The following is a 21,621-nucleotide window of genomic DNA, read 5'->3' on the forward strand; positions in this document are numbered from 1 at the left end:
CCAGCGCGTCAGCCAGCAGTGCGCGTTCTTCCTGGCCGCGCAGGGCACCCCGGGTGCGATCGTGGAGCACGGCGACACGGAGGCGATGTTCTCCGAGCCCCAGGACCAGCGCACGTACGACTACGTCAACGGCCGCTTCGGGTAACCGCGTGGGCACGCCCGTCGACCACACCGCGCGACGCGACGCCGGGGCCCGGCCTCGCGTCGCGCGGGTCGTCGCGGGCGCCCTCGCGCTGTCGTCCCTGCTCGGCGCCGCCGCGGCGACCACCGCGCCGACCGCGGTCGCCCACGTCACGCCCGTGCCGCCGGCGTACGTCGAATCCCTCGTGCCGCCGGAGTGGCTCGACTACGCGAGCACCCCCAGCGAGTGGACGCGCGTCATCGACACCGCGACCCGCGCCATCCCGAACTGGTACGAGGGCGTCGCCGTGCTGAACCCCGGGCAGACGATCGAGGTGCGCGCCAAGCTCGTCTTCCGCGATATGCCCCCGCTCGGGTCGACCCTGCGCACCACGCTCGTGCGCGTGGCCGACCTCGAGGGCGGCACGGGGCCGTGGGCGCCCGTCGATCTCGCCGCCCCCGAGTACAGCGAGCACGTCCGCGAGATGTGGACCGAGTACCGCGTGCCCGACGGCACCGGCGGGGGCTTCGTCCTGGCCCTCACCGCCGACCCGCTGGACGGCGGCCCGGGGTACTTCATCGCGATGGTGCCGCTGGTCGTGCTGCCGCCCCACACCGACCCCGCCGACGTGCCCGCCGAGATCGTGCCCGGCCCCGCGCTGACCGCGCTGCCCGCGCCGCCGCCCGCCGACCCGGGGCCGGGCGAGCCCGCGCCGGAGCCGCCGGCCCCGCCCCAGGCGCCGCCCGTCGACGACGCGCCCCCGCCGCCCGCCGACGCGTCGGCACCGCCCGCCCCGGCCGCTTCCGAGCCCGAGCGCAGCGGCGCCGGCGCCCCTGCCCCCGCGGCTGCCGGGGTGCGCGACGCGGCGGCGGAGCACCCCGCCTGGCTGCTGCCGGCGGCCGGTGTCGCCGTGGCCCTCGCGATCGCCGCCGCCGTGGCGCGGCGCACGGTCGCCGCGCTGCAGCGCCGCGCCAGCATCCGACGGCTCGCGGAGCGACCATGAAGCGGACATCGCCATGAGCGAGCACGCGGGGGAGCTGCTCGGCGGCCGGTTCTGGATCGGCGAACTGCTGGGCGTGGGTGGTTCGGCGTCGGTGTACGCGGCGGAGGACCTGGCCGAGCGGGGCGAGGGCGGGGCGCCGGTGCGGGTGGCGGTGAAGGTGCTGCACCCGCACCTGTGCTCGGACGACCGCGCGCGGGAGGCGTTCCTGCGGGAGGCGCGGGAGGCCGAGCGGTTGCGGCATCCGAACATCGCTGCGGTGCGGGGGTCGGGGCTGCACGATGCCGGCGGGGTGACGATGGCGTGGATCGCGCTGGACCTCGTGGATGGCGGCAGTGTCGCTGACCGCGTCGCGCGGACGGGGCCGCTGCCGCCGGCGGAGGCGGCCGCGGTGGTGTCGGGGCTGCTGGCGGGTCTGGCCGCTGCTCACGAGGTGGGGCTCGTGCACCGTGACGTGTCGCCGGCGAATGTGATGCTGCATGGGGCGGCCGAGGGGCGGCCGGTCGCCGAGGATCAGGTGCGGCTGGTGGACTTCGGGCTGGCGGATGCGACGGGGCGGGATGCGTTGGGGCGGGACATTCTGCGTGCCGAGCGTGGTGACGGTGGGCTGGTGCTGGGCAATGCGCATTACATGTCGCCGGAGCAGGCGCAGGGCCTGCCGGTGCGGGCCGCGGGGGATCTGTATCAGGCGGGGGCGTTGCTGTATTTCCTGTTGACGGGGCAGCCGCCGTTCCCGCGCGCGACGGTCGCGCATGTGCTGGAGGCGCACGTGTCGGCGCCGCCGCCAGTGCCGTCCGCCCTCGCGCCCGGGGCGCGGCCTCTGGACCGGGTCGTGACCCGGGCGATGACGAAGACGCCCGCGCGGCGGTTCCGTGACGCGGGCGAGTTCCGCTTCGCCCTGGCCGAGGCCGTGGCGGCGCTGATTCCCGCGGGTCCGGGCATCGCCCCGTCCGGGTCCGCGGGCCCCGGCGATCTCACCGAGGCGCTGCTCACGGCGCCGGGAGCGCCGGATCCGGCGACGAAGGTGCTGCCGCTCGGTGCGTCCGACGACCTGGGGTATCTGCATGCGGAGGCGGAGGTGCCTGAGCCGGCGTCGTCCCCGCGCGGTGGGGGTGTGCTCGCGGGCGCGATCGTCGCGGTCGTCGTGGTCGCGGTGGCCATCGGCGGTGCCCTCGGCGTCTCTGCGCTCGACGGGCCTCAGGCCGGTGGTCCGTCCCCGTCGGCCTCGGCGGCGCCGGAGCCGACGGAGTCGCCGTCCGAGTCCCCGAGCCCGCCGCCCACGACCCCGCCCCCGAGCGTCCCGGCGTCCGATCCGCCGTCCGAGCCTGACGAGCCGATCGAGCCGGAGGTCGTGACCGTGCCGGTGTTGCACGGCACCCTCGCGGACGCGCAGGCGGCGCTGGCGGCCCGCGGGCTGCGCCTGGGGCAGGTCACGCGCGCCGACTCCGCCGAGCCCGCCGACCGGGTGCTCGGCCAGGCGCCCGCGGGTGGCGCGAGCGTCGAGCCGGACACCGCGGTCGATGTGACCGTCGCCAGCGGACGCCACCAGGTGCCCGACGTCGCCGGGCTCACGCTCGCCGCGGCGCGCGCCCTGGTCGAGTCGGCCGGCTTCGCGGCCGAGGCCTCCCGCCCCGACGCGCGCCCCGACGAGGTGGTCCTCTCGGTCGAGCCGGGCGTGGGCACCGTGCTGCGCGTGGGCGTCACCGTCACACTCACCGTCCCCGACCCGCCGCCGGTGCCCGGCCCGACCCCCACGGAACCCACCCCCACGCCCGAGGCCCTGCCCGCCGCCTCCCGCGCCTCGACCGCAGCCCGGCGGAAGTCCGCCCCTCGCTCGTTGAGCGGAGCGAAGCGGAGTCGAAACGGGTTGAGCGAGCGGAGCGAGTCGAAACCGGGTTCTACCTCGGACCCGTTCGGCCCGGCGTCGGTTTCGACTCCGGCCGCTGACGCGGCCTCCGCTCAACCCGTTTCGACTCCGCGGCTGCGCCGCTCCGCTCAACGACCGGTGCCTTCCGGCTCCTCGAGCGGCGCGCCGGTGGAGTCCACCCCCGGCTCCTCGAGCGGCGCCCCGGTGGAGTCCACCCCTCGCTCGTCGACCGGCGCCCCGGTGGAGTCCACCCCCGGCTCGTCGACCGGCGCCCCGGTGGAGTCCACCCGTCGCTCGTTGAGCGGCGCGCCGGGGGAGTCTGCCTCTCGCTCGTTGAGCGGAGCGGAGCGGAGTCGAAACGGGTTGAGCGAGCGGAGCGAGTCGAAACCGGGTCTTACCCCGGACCCGTTCGCCCCGGTGTCGGTTTCGACTTCGGCCGCTGACGCGGCCTCCGCTCAACCCGTTTCGACTCCGCGGCTGCGCCGCTCCGCTCAACGACCGGTGTCTTCCGACTCCTCGAGCGGCGCCCGGGTGGAGTCCGCCCCTTGCTCGTTGAGCGGAGCGGAGCGGAGTCGAAACGGGTTGAGCGAGCGGAGCGAGTCGAAACCGAGTGCTACCCCGGACTCGTTCGGGCCGGCCTCCGGGCAGCGTTCGGGGCGTTTCGGTTTGTTCGCGGTGATCGCGGTGCTTGTGGTCGGTGCGGGGGTGCTGGTGCAGCACACGGGTCTGGATGTGCCCGAGCGTGCCGTGGCGGCGGTCGCGCCGGGCGCGCGGCTGCTGGACGGCGCGGTGCCCGGCGGCGTGGAGGTATCGCACGTGACCGGCACGACCACCGGCACCGGATCCGACCCTGCAGCCGGCGCTCCGGCGGCGGCGGGTTCGTCGGCGGTGTCGCGTATCGATCCGGAGTGGGCGGCGGGTGTGGCGGCGGCGACCGGGATCCCGGAGCGGGCGCTGGTGGCGTACGCGGCAGCCCACCTGACCGTGTCCGCCGAGGACCCCTCGTGCGGGATCGGGTGGAACACACTCGCGGGGATCGGGCGGATCGAGTCCGGTCACGGGTCTCACGGTGGTGCCGTGGTCGGGGAGGACGGGTGGGTGCTGCCCCGGATCCTCGGCGTCCCGTTGGACGGCAACGGGGTCATGGCGATCCGCGACACCGACGGCGGCGCATGGGACGGCGACACCGTGTGGGACCGCGCCGTGGGCCCGATGCAGTTCATCCCGGAGACGTGGTCGCGGTGGGGCGCGGACGGAGACGGCGACGGGATCGCGGACCCGAACCAGATCGATGATGCGGCGCTGGCGGCGGCGCGGTACCTCTGCGCGTCCGGTCCGATGACCTCGGTCGAGGGATGGCGGGCCGCGGTGTTCAGTTACAACCACCTGGAGGAGTACGTCGACGCGGTCGCCGCGGCGGCGAATGAGTATGCCGCGTGGGCTGAGGGATGGCGGTGATGGCCCGGGCAGGGGTGTCGGGCGGGACCGATCCGTTCGGCCCGTACCACCGGGCGCGGGCGGCGGCGGCCGCGGGGCGGGCGGTGGTGTTGTCCGTGCTCGCGGCGGGCCTGGTGGGGGCGATGATGGCGCCCGCGGTCGCGTCGGGCGGGGTGCCGGCCGTGGCGGCCGCGCCCGAGCGCGTCGCCGGGGCCGAGGCCAGCCCGGGGGACGCGGAAGCTGAGGCGCCGCCGTCCGGTGATCCCGGTGCGGGGGAGCCCGGTGCGGGCGAGTCTGCGGCTGGTAACGGGGCGGGCGATACGCTGCCCGCACCTGATCCAGCGGACGGGCTCGCGCAGCATCCCGCGCCCCCCGAGACCACCGCACCGCCCGAGAACGGCACCCCGCCCGCGGACGGCACCCCGCGCACGTCCCCGTCGGTGACCGATGGCACCGTCGAGCCGCGGCGCATCCGGATCGATATCGACGCGCTGGGTTATCAGGCCGAGATCGATCAGTGCCTGTGGGTGCGGATGGATTTCCAGGCGGTGAATGTGCCGATCGTCGGCGCGCACAACTACTGCGGCGGGGATGTGCTGCTCGATCTGCAGCCGGGCGACATCGTCGTCCTGACCGCGCACGGTCTGGACGGGGAGTACGTCGTCACCGGTGACCGTGAGGTGCGCACGGGCGAGTACGTATCGGTCGCGACCGCCGGCCTGACCGGCGATGTGATTCTGCAGACCTGTTATTGGGACACCGGCACGACACGGCTCGTGACGGCACAACTGAGGAAGGGAGGGGGACGATGAGCACCGAACCCGACGGGCTGTCCAGCCCCGAACTCGAACCGATCCGGCGTGAGCCGTTGCCCCCGGGGCCGAGCTCGGCGGTCCGTCTGCTGTTCAGCAGTGCTGCTGAGCATGCCGACAGGATGGCGGTGCGCGAGCGCGTGCTGCGCATGACCCCGGTCGAGGAGGACCATCGCGCGGTGGAGTTCCGTGCGCCGGGGGTCGCGCGCCGCGGCAGATCGCTCACGTGGAAGCTGGTGGGCCGCGACGGTGTGTGCCTGGCCGCGCGCGTGCGGGACTTCCGTCGCGGGGAACGCGCGGTCGCCGACGCGCAGACGCTCGTGGCCTCCGACCGGCTCGCCGCGGTGGTCGTGCGCGAGGCGGACACCGGGCGCCACTCGTTCTGGATCGTGCGGGGCAACGACATCGTCCTCACGGGCGCGAGCCTGGTCGGCCCCGCGGCCCGCGCGGCGGTGCTCGCCCGCAACGCGCTCCGCGCGCTCGCGGCGCGTCCGAACCTCCCAGCCGAGACCGGCGACCTGCTCGGCACCGCCTCCCCGCCCACCTTCCGCCTCCACCGCGAAGCCCGCGCCCCCCGCCGCGACCGCCGCGGCGCCCTCATCCCCGCCCCCGGCGCCTGACGGCGCCCCCGGCGGTATAGAGGTCGGTTTCGACTCGCTCCGCTCGCTCAACCCGTTTCGACTCCGCTTCGCTCCGCTCAACGACCGCGGGTCACGCCACGGATTCGGAGAAATGCACGGATGCGGATCGGAATCGTGGATCCGATCCGCATCCGTGCATTTCTCCGTCGCGGGTGCTGGCCGGGGTCAGAAGCGGTCGGGGGAGGGGGCGCCGGCGCCGTAGCGGACCGAGACGTCCGCGTGGCGGTCGAAGCGGTAGCCGACGCCGCGCACCGTGCGCACGATGTCCTGGAACGCGCCGAGCTTCGAGCGCAGGCGGCGCACGTGCACGTCGATCGTGCGCTCGCCCGGGGCGTCCTCGTCGGAGGCGTCCCACAGCGATGCCACCAGCTCCGCGCGCTCGATCGTGCGGCCCTCGCGCAGCACGAGGTACTGCAGCAGCTCGAACTCCTTGAACGTCAGGGCGGCCGACTCGCCGTCGATCACGACGCGCTTGCGCGAGATGTCGACGACCACGCCCTTGGCGGCCTCGGCCTGCTCCTCCGCCGCGGCCTTCGTGCGGGCCACCGCACCGGGCTCGTGCAGCGCGAGGCGCACGACGTCCACGTCGCGGCCGCCGGTCTGCTGCGGCGCGAGCGCCACGGCGGCGTACGTCTCGGCGCTCGGTGCGAGCTCCGCGAGCGTGCGGCGCAGGGCGTCGACCAGTACCGGCAGGCTCACGCCGTCGGCCGCGGCCTTCAGCTCGTCCAGGCCCACGTACAGGGCGAAGCCGCGCGGCGCCACGTTCGGCTTGGAGGACGAGGCCGCATCCGCCGGCTCGGCGACCGCGTCGGACCGCGGATCGACCAGCTGGGGCAGCGGACGGAGGTGACGCACCGGGCGGCCACCGGCATCCGCGGCCGACGGAGCGGTGGACGGACGGGCGGCGGGGCGGGCGGACGGACGGGCGGCGGGGCGGTCGAGGAGGGCGGAGGTGTTCGACATGGGGATGATCCTTCGGGGCGGCACCGCGGATCCGGATCCGGGTGCGTCTGTGCGTCGGGGGCGGCGTTCGCGCTCAGATGGCGAAGGCCTGTGCCGGGTGCCGGGGGCACCGTTCGGCGGGGCGAAGCGCGGGGATTCCGTCGCTTCGGGCTCCATCACCGCGGCATCCAGCGGCGGTGAGAGCCGGGTCCGTGAGGACGCGCAGCGAGTCTCTGCTCAGCGACACATTCGACAGCACATGCCAGCGCGACCGGGCATCATCATCCCGGCAGTCCCGTTCGCCTCCCGGGCGGACAGAAGCGTGGCGTGAGCAGGCATGGGCCCCATTGTGACCGGGCGTGTCGTCATATGTCAACCTGGCGGCCCGCTGTCGTGCCGCTGTGACGAAAGATGACAGGGTGCCGACATGAGGCTGTGGTCGCTGCACCCGGGCCTGCTGGACCGGCAGGGGCTGACCGCGTGCTGGCGCGAGGCGCTGCTGGCCCAGGCGGTACTGGGCGGCGGCACGCGCGGCTACACGGCACACCCGCAGCTGGTCCGGTTCCGGGAGCACGCGGATCCGCTCGCCGCGGTCGGCGCGTACCTCGCGGGCGTCCGCGAGGAGGCCCTGCGGCGCGGCTACCGCTTCGACGCGACCCGCATCGTGCGGATGCCCGGCACGCCGGTCGCGCGGATCCCGCTGCCGTCGGGGCAGCTCGAGTTCGAGTGGCGGCACCTCCAGGACAAGCTCGCGGCGCGGGCGCCCGAGGTCCACGCGCGCAACCGGCGGCACGGTGCGCCCCGCGCGCACCCGCTGTTCGTCGTCGTCCCCGGCCCGGTCGCGGCGTGGGAGCGCGCCGCCCCGCCGGCCGAACCGGCCCGTCCCGAACCGCCCCGTCCCGAGTCGCCCCGTCCCGAGTCACCCCGTCCGGAGCCACCCGCTCGCCCCGAGTCGCCCCCAGCCCGAGGAGCCGCATGAGCATCCCCCGCACCCGCCGCGAGGCGCGATCCGAGGCGCCGCCGGCGGCGCCGCCCGCCTGGCTGCGCGTGCTGCTGCCGTCCGTGCTGATCGTCGTGTGGTTCGCGGCCGCGGCGATCGGCGGTCCGTACTTCGGGCGGGTGGACGAGGTGTCGTCCAACGACCGCACGGCGTACCTGCCCGCGACGGCCGAGGCGACCGAGGTGCAGGAGCGGCTGTCGGGCTTCGCGGACGGCGACGCGATCCCCGCCGTGGTGGTCTTCGCCGCCGACGACGAGCTGACGCCGCAGGACCTCGAGGCCATCGCGACCGCGCTCGCCGACGCCGCCGACACGGCCGCCGTCGCGGGCGAGGTATCGCCGCCGATCCCGTCCGAGGACGGCCTCGCCGCGCAGGCGTTCGTGCCGCTGGACGGGGCGGCCGGCGTCGGCGAGGCGACCGCCGAGCTGCGCGAGACGCTGGCCGCGGGCGCGCCCGCCGGCGTGGCGGTGTTCGTGACCGGGCCGGCGGGCTTCACGAGCGACCTCACCTCGGCGTTCGCCGGCATCGACGGCCTGCTGCTGGGCGTCGCGCTCGCCGCGGTGCTGGTCATCCTCGTGCTCGTGTACCGGTCGCTGCTGCTGCCTGTCGCGGTGCTCGCCACGAGCATGTTCGCGCTGTGCGTCGCGCTGCTGACCGTCTGGTGGCTCGCCCACGCCGACGTCCTGCTGCTGAGCGGGCAGACCCAGGGCATCCTGTTCATCCTGGTGATCGGCGCCGCGACCGACTACGCGCTGCTGTACGTCGCCCGGTACCGGGACGAGCTCGTGCGCACCCCGCGCCCGTGGACGGCGACGCTGCGGGCACTGCGCGGATCGATCGAGCCGATCGCGGCATCGGGCGGCACCGTGATCGCCGGGCTGCTGTGCCTGCTGCTGAGCGACCTGCGCTCCAACAGCTCGCTCGGCCCGGTCGCCTCGATCGGCATCGTTTTCGCGATGCTGTCGGCGCTGACGCTGCTGCCGTCGATCCTGCTGCTGTGCGGGCGCGCGGCGTTCTGGCCGCGCCGGCCCGCCTACGACCCGCACGCCCCGGAGGCGGGCGGCACGGGCGTGTGGGCGCGCCTGGCCGCGTGGATCGCGCGGCGCCCCCGGCCGATCTGGATCGCCACGGCGGCCGTCCTGGCCCTCGGGTGCGTCGGCGTGACGCAGCTGCAGGCCTCCGGCGTGCCGCAGTCGGAGCTCGTGCTGGGTGCGTCCGAGGCGCGCGAGGGCCAGCGCGTGCTGGGCGAGCACTTCCCGGACGGATCCGGCAGCCCCGCGTCGGTGCTCGTGCCCGAGGACCGCATGGACGAGGCCGTGGCCGTGCTGCTCGCGGACGACGGGATCGCGGACGTCGCGGTCGCGGTGGACCGCAGCGGCCGGACCGCCCCCGTCACCGAGGACGGGATCGGCGCGTTCGGGCCGCCGGGCACGCCGGCGCCCGAGCCCGTCGTGTCGGACGGCGCGGTGCTGCTGCAGGCGACGCTGACCGACGCCGCGGACTCGGCCGCCGCGGAGGACACCGTCCGCGCGCTGCGCGCCGCGTTCGACGACACCGTGCCGGACGCCCTCGTCGGCGGCGTGACGGCGACGGACGTCGACACGAACGACGCGTCCATCCGCGACCGCACGCTGATCGTGCCGCTCGTGCTCGTGGTCATCCTGGCGATCCTGATGCTGCTGCTGCGGTCGGTGCTCGCGCCCGTGCTGCTCGTGGCGACCACGGTGCTGTCGTTCGGCACGGCGATGGGCGTCGCGGGCGTCGTGTTCACGCACGTGCTCGGGTTCCCCGGCGCCGACCCCGCCGTGCCGCTGTACGGCTTCGTGTTCCTCGTGGCGCTCGGGATCGACTACAACATCTTCCTGATGTCGCGCGTGCGGGAGGAGGCCCTCGCGCACGGCACGCGCGAGGGCGTGCTGCGCGGGCTGCGGCTCACCGGCGGCATCATCACGTCGGCGGGCCTCGTGCTCGCGGCGACGTTCACGGCGCTCGCGGTGATCCCCGTGCTGTTCCTGGTGCAGATCGCGTTCATCGTGGCGTTCGGGGTGCTGCTCGACACGTTCGTGGTGCGCTCGCTGCTCGTGCCCGCGCTCGCGACCGACATCGGCCGCGCGATCTGGTGGCCCTCGCGCCTCGCCCGCGCCCGCTGACCGATTGCGCCGGATCCGTCGTGGGGCGGATCCGCGCAGCGCCGGGAGGACGTACCCTGGCGTCGTGACTGAACTGACGTTCACCAACGACAAGGACGCCTCGCGCTACGAGCTGCGGCGGGGTGACGACCTCGTCAGCGTGCTCGACTACCGCGACAACGGACGCACGGTCGCGCTCACGCGGGCGTACACGATCCCGGCGTTCCGCGGGCACGGCTACGCGGGCGAGATCACCGAGCGGGCCGTCGCCGACCTCGAGGCGGCCGGCAACCGCACGGTGCTGCCGGTGTGCTGGTACGTCTCGGACTGGTTCGCCGAGCACCCCGAGCGCGCCGGCATCCTCGAGCAGCGCGCGGGCTGACCCCCGGGCGGCGGGCCCGCGTGCGCGGCGGGCTGCGGGCCCGTGTGCGCGACCCGCGCGGCGGGCGCCGGGCCCGTGTGCGCGACCCGCGCGGCGCCTGACGGGCAATGTCGGAGGCCGTCCTTACCGTGGGTGGTATGCGGATCCTGCACACCTCGGACTGGCACATCGGGCGGTCGTTCCACGGCCATCAGACCCTCGATGCGCTGCGCGGCGTGCTCGCCACGCTGACCGAGCAGGTGCGCGAGAACGCGGTGGACGTCGTCGTGATCGCGGGCGACGTGTTCGACTCCGCGACGCCCGCCGCGAGCTGCTACACCCTGCTGACGGACGTGCTGCGCGACCTGGGCGCCACGGGCGCGCAGATCGTGCTCACGAGCGGCAACCACGACAACGCCGCGCGGCTGGGCTTCCTGGCGCCGCTGCTGCGGGACGGGATCCACGTGATCACGGATCCCGCGACGGTCGGCACGCCCGTGACGCTCCACGACGAGCACGGGCCCGTGCACTTCTACGGCATCCCGTATCTGGAGCCGATCGTCGTGCGCTCGGTGTGGCAGACCGGCGGGCTGCGCACGCAGGAGCAGGCGCTCACGCACGCCATGGGCCTCGTCGCGGCCGACCGCGCGGCGCGCGGCGGACGGTCGGTCGTCGCGGCGCACTGCTTCGCGGCGGGCGTGGAGGCCAGCCCCGGGGTCGAGCGGGAGATCCGGCAGGACCTGCGGCAGGGATCGCTGGACGTCGTGCCGCTGTCGGCGTTCGAGGGTCCCGACTACGTGGCGCTCGGGCACATCCACGGGCGCTCGCGCCTGGCCGAGCACGTCCGCTACAGCGGCGCGCCGCTGCACTACAGCTTCAGCGAGGCCGGCAAGCCCCGCGGGTCCTGGCTCGTCGACCTGGACGCCGACGGGCTCGCGAGCGTCGAGTGGCTCGACCTGCCCGTGCCGCGCCCGCTCGTGACGCTCCGCGGCACGCTCGACGAGCTGCTGGCCGCCCCCGCGCACGAGGCGCACGTCGACGCGTGGGTGTGCGCCGTCCTGACCGACGCCACGCCCCAGCCCGAGCCGATGCGCCGCCTGCAGCAGCGGTTCCCCCACTGCGCGACCATCCAGCCGGATCCGCAGAACCGTCCCGAGGACGACGGGCTCAGCTACCGCGCGCGCGTCGCCGCATCCCGCTCCGACAACGAGCTCATCGAGACGTTCCTGGCGCACGTGCGCGAGGGCGAGGGCGCGACGGAGAGCGAGACCGCGGTCATCGCCGACGTGGTCTCGCGGCGCGCGGCGGAGGAGCGCGCCGACAGCCCGGCGGTGGTGGGCGCATGAGGATCCAGCGCATCGAGATCGAGGGGTTCGGGCCGTTCCGCGCCCGGCAGGAGATCGACCTCGACGCGTATGCCGGCGACGGCATCTTCCTCATCTCCGGGCGCACGGGCGCGGGCAAGTCGAGCATCCTCGACGCCGTCTGCTTCGCGCTCTACGGATCGGCGCCGCGATACGAGGAGGGTGAGAAGCGCCTCCGCAGCGACCACGCCGAGCCCGACGACCGCACGGAGGTCGCGCTCGAGTTCACCACCGGCGGGCGGACGTGGCGCATCGAGCGCAGCCCCGACTACCTGCGCCCCAAGAAGCGCGGCGACGGGATGACCCCCCAGGCCGCCACCGCCCGGATGTTCGAGCGCGTCGACGGCGCGTGGGAGGGGCGCGCCGCGCGCCCCGTGGACGTCGCCCACCTCGTCGACGAGGTCATCGGGCTCAGCCAGCAGCAGTTCCTCCAGGTGATCCTGCTCGCGCAGGGCCGCTTCGCGCGGTTCCTCCTCGCGCGCAACGACGAGCGCCAGGCGCTGCTGCGCACGCTGTTCGGCACGCAGCGCTTCGAGGACTACACGGCCGCGCTCGAGCAGCGCCGCAAGGACGCCGTCGCGCACGTCGAGCGGGGGAGCCAGGCGCTGATCGCCCGGATCGAGCAGGCCGAGCACACCGCGGCGGGCATCCTCGACGCGGGGATCGACGCGGGTATCGCGACGGGCGAAACCGAGGGTGGAGACGGCGCACGGGCGGAGGCGGCGGCCGCCGGGAGCGAGCCCGGGCTGGCCGAGCGCATCGCCCGGCTGGAGCGCGCCGCGCTGCGCGCGCGGCACGTCGCCGAGGAGGCGGACGCCGCCGAGCAGGAGACGGCCAAGGCCCATGCGGCCGCCGAGGCCGAGCACGGCGCCCGCACGGCGCGGCGGGACAAGCAGCGCCGGCGCGACACGGCGCGCGCGACCCTCGCCGGGCTCGACGCCGAGGCCACCGCGATCGACGCGCTCCGCGCCGAGCTCGATGCCGCCCAGCGCGCCGAGCCCGTGCGCGCCGCCCGCGACGGCGCGCTACGGGCGCTCGCCGCGCTGGAGGCCGCGAACGATGCCCTCGACGCTGCGCGCGCCGCGTGGGAGATGCGCGGCGAGGTCGAGGATGACGCGCCCTCGCCGGCCGACCCGGAGGCGCTGGACGCGTACGTCTCGGCCGCCCAGCAGCGCATCGGCGCCTGGCAGCCCGTGCGCGACGTGGAGGCCGGGCTCGACGACGCGGCCGCCGCGCTCGCCGACCTGCGGGAGCGCGCCGCGGACGCGGCCGCGCGGGCCGCGCGCATCGAGGAGCGCGCCGCCGCGCTGCCGGCCGAGCGGGAGCGGATCGAAGAGGCGCTCGACCGCGCCACGGCCACGGCCGCGACCGCCGAATCGCATCGGCAGGCCCTGGCGCTGCGGGAGGCGCAGCTCGACGCCGCACGCGCCGTCGCCGACCTCGCCGCGGCCTACGCCGCCGCCGTCGCGGCCGCGCAGGAGGCGAAGGCGCGCAAGGACGCCGCGGAGGCGCGGCTGGACGAGCTCCACCGCCGCCGCATCGCCGACATCGCCGGGGAGCTCGCCGAGCAGCTCGCCGACGGCGAGCCGTGCGCGGTGTGCGGGGCCACCGAGCACCCGTCGCCCGCGCCACGCCGCCACGACCCCGTCACGTCCGACGCGATCGACGCGGCCGAGCGGGACCGCGCCGACGCCGTGCAGGCCGAGGACGCCGCCGCCGGGGCGCGCCGCGCCGCCGAGCTCGCCCTGCGCGAGGCCGAGGGCCGCGCCGGCGGGCGCGCCGCCGCGGACCTCGAGGCCGAGATCGCAGCGGCGCGGGCCGGACTGACCGCCGCGGAGGACGCCGCCGCCGAGCGCGAGCGCCTCGCGGCCGAGCGCACGCGGCTGGAGACCGAGCGGCAGCAGCAGGACGACCGGCGCGCCGCGCTGATCGCCGAGCGCAGCGACCTGGACGCGCGGATCGCCGCCGGCGCCGAGGCGCTCGAGCGCGATCGCTCGGCGGTGGCCGCCGCGCGCGGCGCCTTCGCGTCGGTCGCCGCGCGCATCGACGTCGAGCACCGCCTCGTCGCGCTCGCCACGGCGTACGCCGAGGCACAGCGCGCGGCCGTGCGGGCCGAGGCGACCGCCGTGGACGCGCGCGACCGGCTGCAGGAGGCGGTCGAGGCGGCCGGCTTCGACAGCGCGGACGCCGCGCTCGCCGCGTTGCGCGATGCGGCCGAGCGCGCCGCGCTCGACGCGCGCATCCGCGAGCACGACGCCGCCCTCGCGGCCACCAAGGCCACGCTCATGGACCTCGAGCTGGAGATCCTGCCCGAGGAGCCCATCGACACGGTCGAGAGCGAGCTCGCCCTCGCGGCGGCCAAGGCCGCATGGGGCGACGCCGTCAAGGCGCACACCGAGGCCGCCCAACGCGCCCGCGCGCTCGAGGACGGCGTCGAGCGCATCCGCTCCGAGCACGAGAAGATCGCCGCCCTCGAGGAGGAGGCCGCCGCGATCCGCCGCCTCGCCGACACGGTCGCCGGGCGCGCCCCCAACGCCAAGCGCATGAAGCTCGAGACCTTCGTGCTCGCCGCCGAGCTCGAGGAGATCGTCGCTGCCGCGAACCTCCGCCTCGCCGAGATGTCCGGCGACCGCTACCTGCTGCAGCACACCGACGCGCTCGCCGCCCGCGGCGCCGCGTCCGGCCTCGGCCTCGAGGTCATGGACCGCTTCACCGGACGGGCGCGGCCCCCGCACTCCCTGTCCGGCGGCGAGACGTTCCTGGCCTCCCTCGCCCTCGCGCTGGGCCTGGCCGAGGTCGTCACCAGCCGCGCCGGCGGCATCCGCCTCGACACGCTCTTCATCGACGAGGGGTTCGGGTCGCTCGACGCCGAGACGCTCGACACCGCGATGCGCACGCTCGACGAGCTGCGCCAGGGCGGCCGCACCGTGGGCGTCATCAGCCACGTCGAGGCGATGAAGGAGCAGATCCCCGCGCAGCTGCGCGTCGAGCAGACGCCGCAGGGCTGGAGCGTCGTGACCCAGGACGCCGCGCTGACCGTCTGAACCGCGGGCGGCCATTCCGGCCCCGCCGACGCTCTACGCTGGAGGCATGAAGAACAGCTCGATCTGGACCGTCCTGGGCGTGATCGCCGCCGTGATGATCGCCTGGTTCGTGATCGAGGCGCTGTTCCGCCTCATGTTCTGGGTCGCCAAGCTCGGCGCGGTCGCGGTCGTCGCCGTCATCGTGTTCTTCGCCCTGCGGGCCCTGTTCAAGCGATCCGACCGCACCAGCTGACCCGCGCGACCCGGATCCCGGATCCGGGCTGAGCGATCGCGGCAAGGGGCTTCCCCTGTCGGCCGGCATCGGTCATACAGTGGGGCATGGCGAACACGACAGGAACCCCAGGAACCATCGTCAGCGTCGTCGGACCCGCCTCCGACCCCTCGGCGGCCGAGCGCGTGCTCGCGAACCTCGAAGGGCTCGAGGGCGTCGAGACGCTCTCGCTGCGAGACACGGAACCGGCGATCGCCGCGCACCGCATCGCGGCCGCCACGCGCCCGTGGATCGTCCACGACGCCGACCCCCTCCAGCACGTCGCCGCCGCCTGGGTCGAGCTCTTCGAGGAGCGATCCACGCTCGGCGTGCTCGAGGTCGAGATCGAGCAGGCGCTCGCGCACTTCGCGGGCGGCACCGCCCTCATGCCCGACTACTACATCGTGCTCGAGCCGGAGGACGCGCCCGACACGTGGCGGCACTGGTGGTGCGGCGCCCTCGGCCACCGCGCGCCGCGCCGCATCCTCCCCGCGCGCACACCCGACTCGCCCCTCGACGCCGCCGTGCGCGGGCTGCTCAAGGCGCTGCCCGCATCCCGCCCCTGGCCGGAGCCCGCGACGTGGCTGCCGGGCCTCGCCTTCGAGGTCCCGGACCGCATCGGCCTCCGCGACCGCGCCGAGCCCGGCGGCGACGCGGACGCCCCGTTGGGGTAGGGGTGGGGGTCGGTTTCGACTCGCTTCGCTCGCTCAACCCGTTTCGACTCCGCTTCGCTCCGCTCAACGAGCGGGGTAGGGGTGTGTTTCTTTTTTCTCCCACGCGTCGGGCCCCAAGGGGCCGCTCCGCGAGGGAGGCGCTTCGCTTTGCTTCGCGCGCCGGCGCTTCGCGCCTGGTTGGCGGGCGCACTCGCGCCCGCACGCTCGCTTCGCTCGCACCGGGTTCAGGTGGGTGGGTAAGGGTAGGGGGGTGGGGGTCGGTTTCGACTCGCTTCGCTCGCTCAACCCGTTTCGACTCCGCTTCGCTCCGCTCAACGAGCGGGTGCGCGCTCTCCCGCTCGTTGAGCGGAGCGGCGCAGCCGCGAAGTCGAAACGGGTTGAGCGGAGCCGCGCAGCGGCGGAGTCGAAACCGAGCCCGACACCGCGCGGCGCGCATAGCCTGAGCGCATGGACGGGTTCGCGGCTGTCGACTTCTGGGTCGCGCGCGAGGTGCTGCAGCGGGGCATCGCGGCGCTGTTCCTCATCGCGTTCGTCTCGACCCTGAACCAGTTCCGGCCGCTGCTGGGCGAGCGGGGGCTGCTGCCCGCGCCCGAGCTGCTGGCGTGGGCGCGGTCGTCCGACCGGGCGAAGCGCATGCTGCGGCCCACCCTGTTCCGGTACATCCGGTACACCGATCGCCGGCTGGTGGCGCTGTGCGCGGGCGGGATCGTCCTGGCCGGGCTGCTCGTGGCCGGCCTGCCGCAGCTCGGCCCGCCGTGGCTGCCCATGCTGTGCTTCCTCGCCCTCTGGCTGGGGTACATGTCGGTGGCGTCCATCGGGCAGACGTTCTACGGCTTCGGCTGGGAGATGCTGCTGCTCGAGGCGGGGTTCCTCGCCGCTTTCCTCGGGTCGCAGGACCAGCCCCCGCCGACGCACGTCATCGTGCTGTTCTGGTGGCTGCTGTTCCGGCTGGAGTTCGGCGCCGGGATGATCAAGATGCGCGGCGGTCGCGAGTGGCGCGACCTCACGGCGCTCACGTACCACCACGAGACCCAGCCGATGCCGGGCCCGTTCAGCCGTCAGGCGCACCTGCTGCCCCGCTGGGTGCACAAGGGCGAGGTGCTGGGCAACCACGTCGCGCAGCTGATCGTGCCCTGGTTCCTCTTCGCCCCGCTGCTGGGCCTGTGGCTGCCGGATGCCGTGCCGCAGCTGATCGGCACCGTCGCGGGGGCCATCGTGATCGCCTCGCAGCTGTGGCTCGTCGTGACCGGCAACTTCGCGTGGCTGAACTGGGCCACCATCGTGCTGGGCGCCTCCGCGATCGCCGTGCCGGCCGTGCCGGCGCCCACCGCCGACATCCCGCTGTGGTGGCTGATCGTCACGCTCGCCGTCACCGCGCTGTACGCGGTGCTGAGCTGGCGCCCGGCGCGCAACCTGTTCGCGCGTGATCAGCTCATGAACGCGAGCTTCAACCGCTGGAACCTCGCCAACGCCTACGGCGCGTTCGGCACGGTGACCAAGGAGCGGATCGAATGGATCGTCGAGGGCACGCCCGACGCGGATCCCGACACCGCGGACTGGCGCGAGTACGGCTTCAAGGGCAAGCCGGGCGACGAGCGCCGGCGCCCGCGGCAGTTCGCGCCGTATCACCTGCGGCTCGACTGGATGATGTGGTTCCTGCCGCTCGGGCGCTCGCTCGAGGACTGGTTCCGTGCGCTGCTCGTCCGGCTGCTGGAGGCCGACCGCCCCACGCTGCGGCTGCTCGCGCACGACCCGTTCGACGGGCGGCGGCCGCGATCCGTGCGCGTGGTGTCGTACCGCTACCGGTTCGCGACACGTGCCGAGCGGCGCGAGCACGGCGTGCACTGGATCCGCGACCGGCGCCGGGTGATCGTGCCTCCGGTCGGCCTGCCGGACGACTGAGCCCCGTCGCCCGGGTCGCGTCAGTCGACGAGGTCGGGCAGCGCGGCCTTCAGCTCCGCGAGCCACGCGCGGGCGTTGCCGTCGGAGGGGGCGCGCCAGTCGCCGCGCGGCGACAGCGAGCCCGACGGGGCGACCTTGGGCCCGTTGGGGATCGCCGAGCGCTTGAACTGCGCGAACCCGAAGAACCGCTTCAGGAACACCTGCTCCCACTTCACGATCGTCGCGAGGTCGTAGCCGTAGCGATCCTCGTCCGGGAACCCGGGCGGCCACGTGCCGGCCTCCGGATCCGACCAGGCGTGCATCGCGAGGAAGGCGATCTTCGACGGGCGGTACCCGAAGCGCAGGATGTGGTGCAGCGAGAAGTCGTGCAGCGCGTACGGGCCGATCGTGCTCTCGGTCGACTGGACCTCGCCGTCCTGGCCCGCGGGCACGAGCTCGGGGCTGATCTCGGTGTCGAGCACCGAGCGCAGCACCGTGGCCTGCTCGGGGGAGACGCCGTGCTCGGATCCGTGCGCGATGACCCAGCGGATGAGGTGCTGGATGAGCGTCTTCGGCACGCCCGAGTTGACGGCGTAATGGCTCATGTGGTCGCCCACGCCGTACGTGGCCCATCCGAGCGACAGCTCGGAGAGGTCGGACGTGCCGATCACGATGCCGCCGTGGTGATTGGCGAGGCGGAACAGGTAGTCGGTGCGCAGGCCGGCCTGCACGTTTTCGAACGTGACGTCGTACACGGCCTCGCCCGATCCGGCCGGGTGGCCCATCTGCCGCAGCATCTCGGTCGCGGCCGCGCGGATGTCGATCGTCTCGATCGAGGCGCCCACGGTCTCGGCGAGGCGGATCGCGTTCGACCTGGTGTGATCGCTGGTCGCGAAGCCGGGCATCGTGTACGCGAGGATGTCGCTGCGCGGGCGCCCCATGCGGTCCATCGCGCGCGCCACGACGAGCAGCGCGTGCGTGGAGTCGAGGCCACCGCTCAGCCCGATCACGGGCTTCGGGTCGCCGATCGCGCGCATCCGCTGCATGAGGCCCGACACCTGGATGTTGAACGCCTCGTAGCAGTCCTGCGCGAGGCGGGCGGGGTCGTCCGGCACGAACGGGAAGCGGTCGAGGTGGCGGCGCAGGCCCACGTCGCCCCGCGGCGGGTCGAGCCGGAACGGGATCGTGCGGAACCGCGGGCTCTCGTCCGCCCCGCCCAGGACCGTGCGGCGGTTGTCGTCGAACGTGCCCTGGCGGATCCGGTCCTGGCGCAGCCGGTCGAGATCGACGTCGGCGACCGAGCGGCGCGGCCCGTCCGGGAAGCGCTCGGTCTCGGCGAGCAGGTTGCCGCCCTCGTAGACCATGGTCTGGCCGTCCCATGACAGGTCGTTGGTCGACTCGCCCATGCCCGCGGCGGCATACACGTAGGCGGCGAGGCAGCGCAGCGACTGGGACTTGCACAGGTCTTTGCGGTCCTCGGCGCGCGCGACCGTGATCGGGCTGCTGGACAGGTTGGCCAGCACCGTGGCGCCCGCGAGCGCGGCGGCCGACGACGGCGGCACCGGCACCCAGACGTCCTCGCACACCTCGACGTGGAGCGTCAGGCCCTGCACGTCGACCGCGTCGAACAGCAGGTCGGGCCCGAACGGCACCTCGAACCCCGCGACCGAGATCGTGCCGCGCTCGTCGTCGCCCGCGGCGTACCAGCGGCGCTCGTAGAACTCGCGGTACGTGGGCAGGTAGGACTTCGGCGCGACGCCGAGCACGGCGCCCCGGTGGATGACGACGGCGCAGTTGTAGAGGCGGTTGCGGTGCGCGAGCGGCGCGCCGACGACGAGCACGGGCATGAGGCCGGCCGACGCGGCGGCGATGCGGGCGATCGCGTCCTGCACCGCGTCGAGCAGCGGATCCTGCATCACCAGGTCGTCGATCGCGTAGCCCGACAGGCACAGCTCGGGGAACACGGCCACGGCCACGGCCTCGTCGTGGCACGCGCGGGCGGATTCGAGCACGGCCTGCGCGTTGGCGGCCGGATCGGCGATGGCCAGCGGGACGGTGCACGCGGCGACGCGCGCGAATCCGTGCCGGTAGGCGCTGACGAAGTCGAGGTCGCTCACCCGTCCAGTCTGGCACGCACCCCCGCCGATCATCCGGGGCTTGCGCTAGGCGCGTGCGCCAGTCAGAGCAGGCGGCGGGCCGACGCCCACGCCGTGAGCTCGTGGCGCGAGGAGAGCTGGAGCTTGCGCAGCACGGCCGACACGTGGGACTCGACGGTCTTGACCGAGATGAACAGGTCGGCCGCGACCTCCTTGTACGCGTAGCCGCGGGCGATCAGGCGCATGACCTCCTGCTCGCGCGCGGACAGGCGATCCAGCTCGTCGTCCGAGGCCGCGGTCTCACCCGCCGCCGCGCCGAACGCGTCGATGACGAACCCGGCCAGGCGCGGGGAGAACACCGCGTCGCCGTCCGCGACCGCGTGCACGGCCTGCGACACCTCGCCGCCGGAGGCGCCCTTCGTGATGTAGCCGCGCGCCCCGGCGCGGATCACCCGCACGACGTCCTCGGCGGCGTCCGACACGCTCAGCGCCAGGAAGCGCGTGCCCGGCGACAGCGGCGCCGCCCGCCGCAGCACCTCCTCACCGCCCGTCGCCTCCCCGTCCGCGCGGACGTCGCGCGAGAACGGCAGGTGCACGTCGAGCAGCACCACGTCGGGCCGGCGCTCCGAGATCACCGCGACCGCCTCCAGCACGTCGGCGGCCTCGCCCACGACCTCGATCCGGCGGTCGAGGTCGTGCCGCAGCCCGGAGCGGAAGATGGAGTGGTCGTCGACGATCACGACCGACAGCGGCTCAGCCACGTGCGCCTCCCTGCGCCGGGGCCGCGGGGTAGCGGATGTGCACCTGCGTGCCCACCCCGCCCGGGCCGACGCCCACCGTCGCGGCCCCGCCGATCCGGCGCATCCGCCCCACGATCGACTCCCGCACCCCCAGACGGTCGGGCGGCACCGCCTGCGGGTCGAAGCCCGGGCCGCGGTCGCGCACGTAGACGTCGACGGCGCCGCCCGCCGCGTGCGCGGCGTGCGACCCCTCGATGTAGACCGAGACGTCCCCGCCCGCGTGGCGGGCAGCGTTGAGCATCGCCTCGCGGGCCGCCGCGGCCACCTCGCCGCTGGCGCGCTCGGTCGACGTGCCGGCGGAGACCACCGTGAACACGCACTCGTAGTCCAGCTCCAGCGCCGAGCCGTAGTCGCGCAGGTCGGTCGCGAGGTCGCTGTCGGCGGGCGTGTCGCCGTCGTACAGCCACGCCCGCAGCTCGCGCTCCTGCGCGCGGGCCAGCCGGCCGGCCTCGCTCGACGCGCCCGCGCGGTTCTGGATGAGGGCGAGCGTCTGCAGCACCGAGTCGTGCAGGTGCGCGGCCATCTCGGCGCGGTGCTCGTCGCGGATGCTCTTGACGCGCGCCGCCTGCAGCTCCCGCAGACGCGCGACCAGGACCGACGACCAGACGACCGCGACGCCGAGGACGGCCAGCAGCACGGTGGCGAGCAGCACGAGCGTGAGCTCGCCGGAGCTGCCCGCGGCGGCATCGAGCAGCATCGGGACCGTCGCGAGCAGCACGACCGTCGCGGCCGAGCGCGCGATCACGTCCTGGCGCGGCCCGCGCTCGGGATCGGCCCGATCCGCCAGGGCCGACCACAGGCCCGCAGCCACGGCCAGCGCGATCGCGAGGTACACCGGCAGGAGCGACGCCGGCGGCAGGCCGCCCACGGTCGTGTTGCCGTGATCGCGGCCGACGGCGGCCAGGTACGACACGGCCGCGGCGGCCAGGAGCCCCCACGCCACCGGCACGCGGCGCGTCACCCGCGCGGCGCCGCGCTCGAGCGGCGTGAACGCCCAGAGCCACACGTACAGCAGCGCGCCGGCGCCGAACACCGCCGAGCTCGCGACGAACAGCGCACGAGCGGCGTCCGGCCGCCAGCCCAGATGATCGGCCACGCCGCGCGCGACGCCGGAGACGACCATCGCGCGGGGTCGCACGAGGGGAGCGGCGGGGGCCGGGAACGCGGTCATGTCAGCATCCAACCACCCGCCACCGACACCG

15 protein-coding genes and 1 pseudogene are annotated in these 21,621 nt (G+C 74.9%); 12 read left to right on the forward strand and 4 right to left on the reverse strand.

What is annotated here, in order from left to right; genetic code table 11:
- Positions 1–149: 149 nt before the first annotated feature.
- From IEX37_RS14270 to IEX37_RS14285, 4 genes are read left to right on the forward strand one after another with little or no spacing between them, the layout of a single operon-like run.
- Positions 150–1,124 (forward strand): hypothetical protein, encoded by a 975-nt coding sequence (locus IEX37_RS14270; RefSeq protein ID WP_188756998.1) that lies wholly within the window; start codon positions 150–152, stop codon positions 1,122–1,124.
- Positions 1,125–1,137: 13 nt separating this feature from the next.
- The gene (locus IEX37_RS14275; protein ID WP_188756999.1) at positions 1,138–4,446 is read left to right on the forward strand and encodes a protein kinase domain-containing protein; all 3,309 of its coding nucleotides are present in this window, start codon (positions 1,138–1,140) and stop codon (positions 4,444–4,446) included.
- Entirely contained in the window at positions 4,437–5,237 is an 801-nt protein-coding gene (locus tag IEX37_RS16080) for a sortase family protein (RefSeq protein ID WP_188757001.1), read from the forward strand. The genes IEX37_RS14275 and IEX37_RS16080 overlap by 10 nt, the downstream gene beginning before the upstream one ends.
- Positions 5,234–5,857, forward strand: a complete 624-nt coding sequence (locus IEX37_RS14285; protein ID WP_188757002.1) for a hypothetical protein — start codon at positions 5,234–5,236, stop codon at positions 5,855–5,857. Before IEX37_RS16080 ends, IEX37_RS14285 begins: the two co-directional genes overlap by 4 nt.
- 186 nt (positions 5,858–6,043) lie before the next feature.
- On the opposite strand, the gene IEX37_RS14290 is transcribed toward IEX37_RS14285, so the two are convergent.
- A complete protein-coding gene (locus IEX37_RS14290; RefSeq protein WP_188757005.1) occupies positions 6,044–6,841 on the reverse strand; it encodes a winged helix-turn-helix domain-containing protein in 798 nt (265 codons plus the stop codon).
- Positions 6,842–7,247: 406 nt separating this feature from the next.
- On the opposite strand from IEX37_RS14290, the pseudogene IEX37_RS14295 reads away from it, so the two are divergent.
- From IEX37_RS14295 to IEX37_RS14330, 8 genes and pseudogenes are all read left to right on the forward strand, one after another.
- A pseudogene (locus tag IEX37_RS14295) lies at positions 7,248–7,679 on the forward strand (pyrimidine dimer DNA glycosylase/endonuclease V); the annotation flags it as partial.
- 116 nt (positions 7,680–7,795) lie between these two features.
- On the forward strand, positions 7,796–9,970 hold the full coding sequence (locus tag IEX37_RS14300; RefSeq protein WP_188757006.1) for an MMPL family transporter: 2,175 nt from the start codon (positions 7,796–7,798) through the stop codon (positions 9,968–9,970).
- Between the two features lie 64 nt (positions 9,971–10,034).
- Complete coding sequence (locus tag IEX37_RS14305; RefSeq protein ID WP_188757008.1) at positions 10,035–10,331, forward strand: GNAT family N-acetyltransferase; 297 nt, start codon at positions 10,035–10,037, stop codon at positions 10,329–10,331.
- A gap of 137 nt (positions 10,332–10,468) precedes the next feature.
- On the forward strand, positions 10,469–11,656 hold the full coding sequence (locus IEX37_RS14310) for an exonuclease SbcCD subunit D (protein ID WP_188757010.1): 1,188 nt from the start codon (positions 10,469–10,471) through the stop codon (positions 11,654–11,656).
- On the forward strand, positions 11,653–14,718 hold the full coding sequence (locus IEX37_RS14315; RefSeq protein WP_188757011.1) for an AAA family ATPase: 3,066 nt from the start codon (positions 11,653–11,655) through the stop codon (positions 14,716–14,718). Before IEX37_RS14310 ends, IEX37_RS14315 begins: the two co-directional genes overlap by 4 nt.
- A 46-nt stretch (positions 14,719–14,764) precedes the next feature.
- Positions 14,765–14,950, forward strand: coding sequence for a hypothetical protein (locus IEX37_RS14320; protein ID WP_188757013.1), 186 nt, complete (start codon positions 14,765–14,767; stop codon positions 14,948–14,950).
- An 86-nt stretch (positions 14,951–15,036) separates the two neighbouring features.
- Entirely contained in the window at positions 15,037–15,642 is a 606-nt protein-coding gene (locus IEX37_RS14325) for a hypothetical protein (protein ID WP_188757014.1), read from the forward strand.
- A gap of 447 nt (positions 15,643–16,089) precedes the next feature.
- On the forward strand, positions 16,090–17,544 hold the full coding sequence (locus tag IEX37_RS14330) for a lipase maturation factor family protein (RefSeq protein ID WP_188757016.1): 1,455 nt from the start codon (positions 16,090–16,092) through the stop codon (positions 17,542–17,544).
- Positions 17,545–17,564: 20 nt separating this feature from the next.
- Here IEX37_RS14330 and IEX37_RS14335 read toward each other — a convergent pair whose 3' ends face one another.
- The 3 genes from IEX37_RS14335 to IEX37_RS14345 all read right to left on the reverse strand — a co-directional run bounded on the left by IEX37_RS14335 (position 17,565) and on the right by IEX37_RS14345 (position 21,590).
- Complete coding sequence (locus IEX37_RS14335; RefSeq protein WP_229663296.1) at positions 17,565–19,640, reverse strand: NAD(+) synthase; 2,076 nt, start codon at positions 19,638–19,640, stop codon at positions 17,565–17,567.
- A gap of 62 nt (positions 19,641–19,702) precedes the next feature.
- Positions 19,703–20,380: a LuxR C-terminal-related transcriptional regulator gene (locus IEX37_RS14340; RefSeq protein ID WP_188757019.1), complete on the reverse strand. Its 678-nt coding sequence runs from the start codon at positions 20,378–20,380 to the stop codon at positions 19,703–19,705.
- Positions 20,373–21,590, reverse strand: coding sequence for an ATP-binding protein (locus IEX37_RS14345; RefSeq protein ID WP_188757021.1), 1,218 nt, complete (start codon positions 21,588–21,590; stop codon positions 20,373–20,375). Before IEX37_RS14345 ends, IEX37_RS14340 begins: the two co-directional genes overlap by 8 nt.
- Positions 21,591–21,621: the final 31 nt, after the last annotated feature.

Source organism: Microbacterium album, assembly GCF_014643695.1.
Classification (GTDB): domain Bacteria; phylum Actinomycetota; class Actinomycetes; order Actinomycetales; family Microbacteriaceae; genus Microbacterium; species Microbacterium album.

Excerpts from the sequence above, each read along its gene's own strand:
- IEX37_RS14310 (WP_188757010.1), top strand. The coding sequence starts at position 10,469 with ATGCGGATCCTGCACACCTCGGACTGGCACATCGGGCGGTCGTTCCAC.
- IEX37_RS14300 (WP_188757006.1), top strand. The coding sequence starts at position 7,796 with ATGAGCATCCCCCGCACCCGCCGCGAGGCGCGATCCGAGGCGCCGCCG.
- IEX37_RS14325 (WP_188757014.1), top strand. The coding sequence starts at position 15,037 with ATGGCGAACACGACAGGAACCCCAGGAACCATCGTCAGCGTCGTCGGA.
- IEX37_RS14330 (WP_188757016.1), top strand. The coding sequence starts at position 16,090 with ATGGACGGGTTCGCGGCTGTCGACTTCTGGGTCGCGCGCGAGGTGCTG.
- IEX37_RS14285 (WP_188757002.1), top strand. The coding sequence starts at position 5,234 with ATGAGCACCGAACCCGACGGGCTGTCCAGCCCCGAACTCGAACCGATC.
- IEX37_RS14345 (WP_188757021.1), bottom strand. The coding sequence starts at position 21,590 with ATGACCGCGTTCCCGGCCCCCGCCGCTCCCCTCGTGCGACCCCGCGCG.
- IEX37_RS16080 (WP_188757001.1), top strand. The coding sequence starts at position 4,437 with ATGGCGGTGATGGCCCGGGCAGGGGTGTCGGGCGGGACCGATCCGTTC.
- IEX37_RS14320 (WP_188757013.1), top strand. The coding sequence starts at position 14,765 with ATGAAGAACAGCTCGATCTGGACCGTCCTGGGCGTGATCGCCGCCGTG.
- IEX37_RS14315 (WP_188757011.1), top strand. The coding sequence starts at position 11,653 with ATGAGGATCCAGCGCATCGAGATCGAGGGGTTCGGGCCGTTCCGCGCC.
- IEX37_RS14290 (WP_188757005.1), bottom strand. The coding sequence starts at position 6,841 with ATGTCGAACACCTCCGCCCTCCTCGACCGCCCCGCCGCCCGTCCGTCC.
- IEX37_RS14275 (WP_188756999.1), top strand. The coding sequence starts at position 1,138 with ATGAGCGAGCACGCGGGGGAGCTGCTCGGCGGCCGGTTCTGGATCGGC.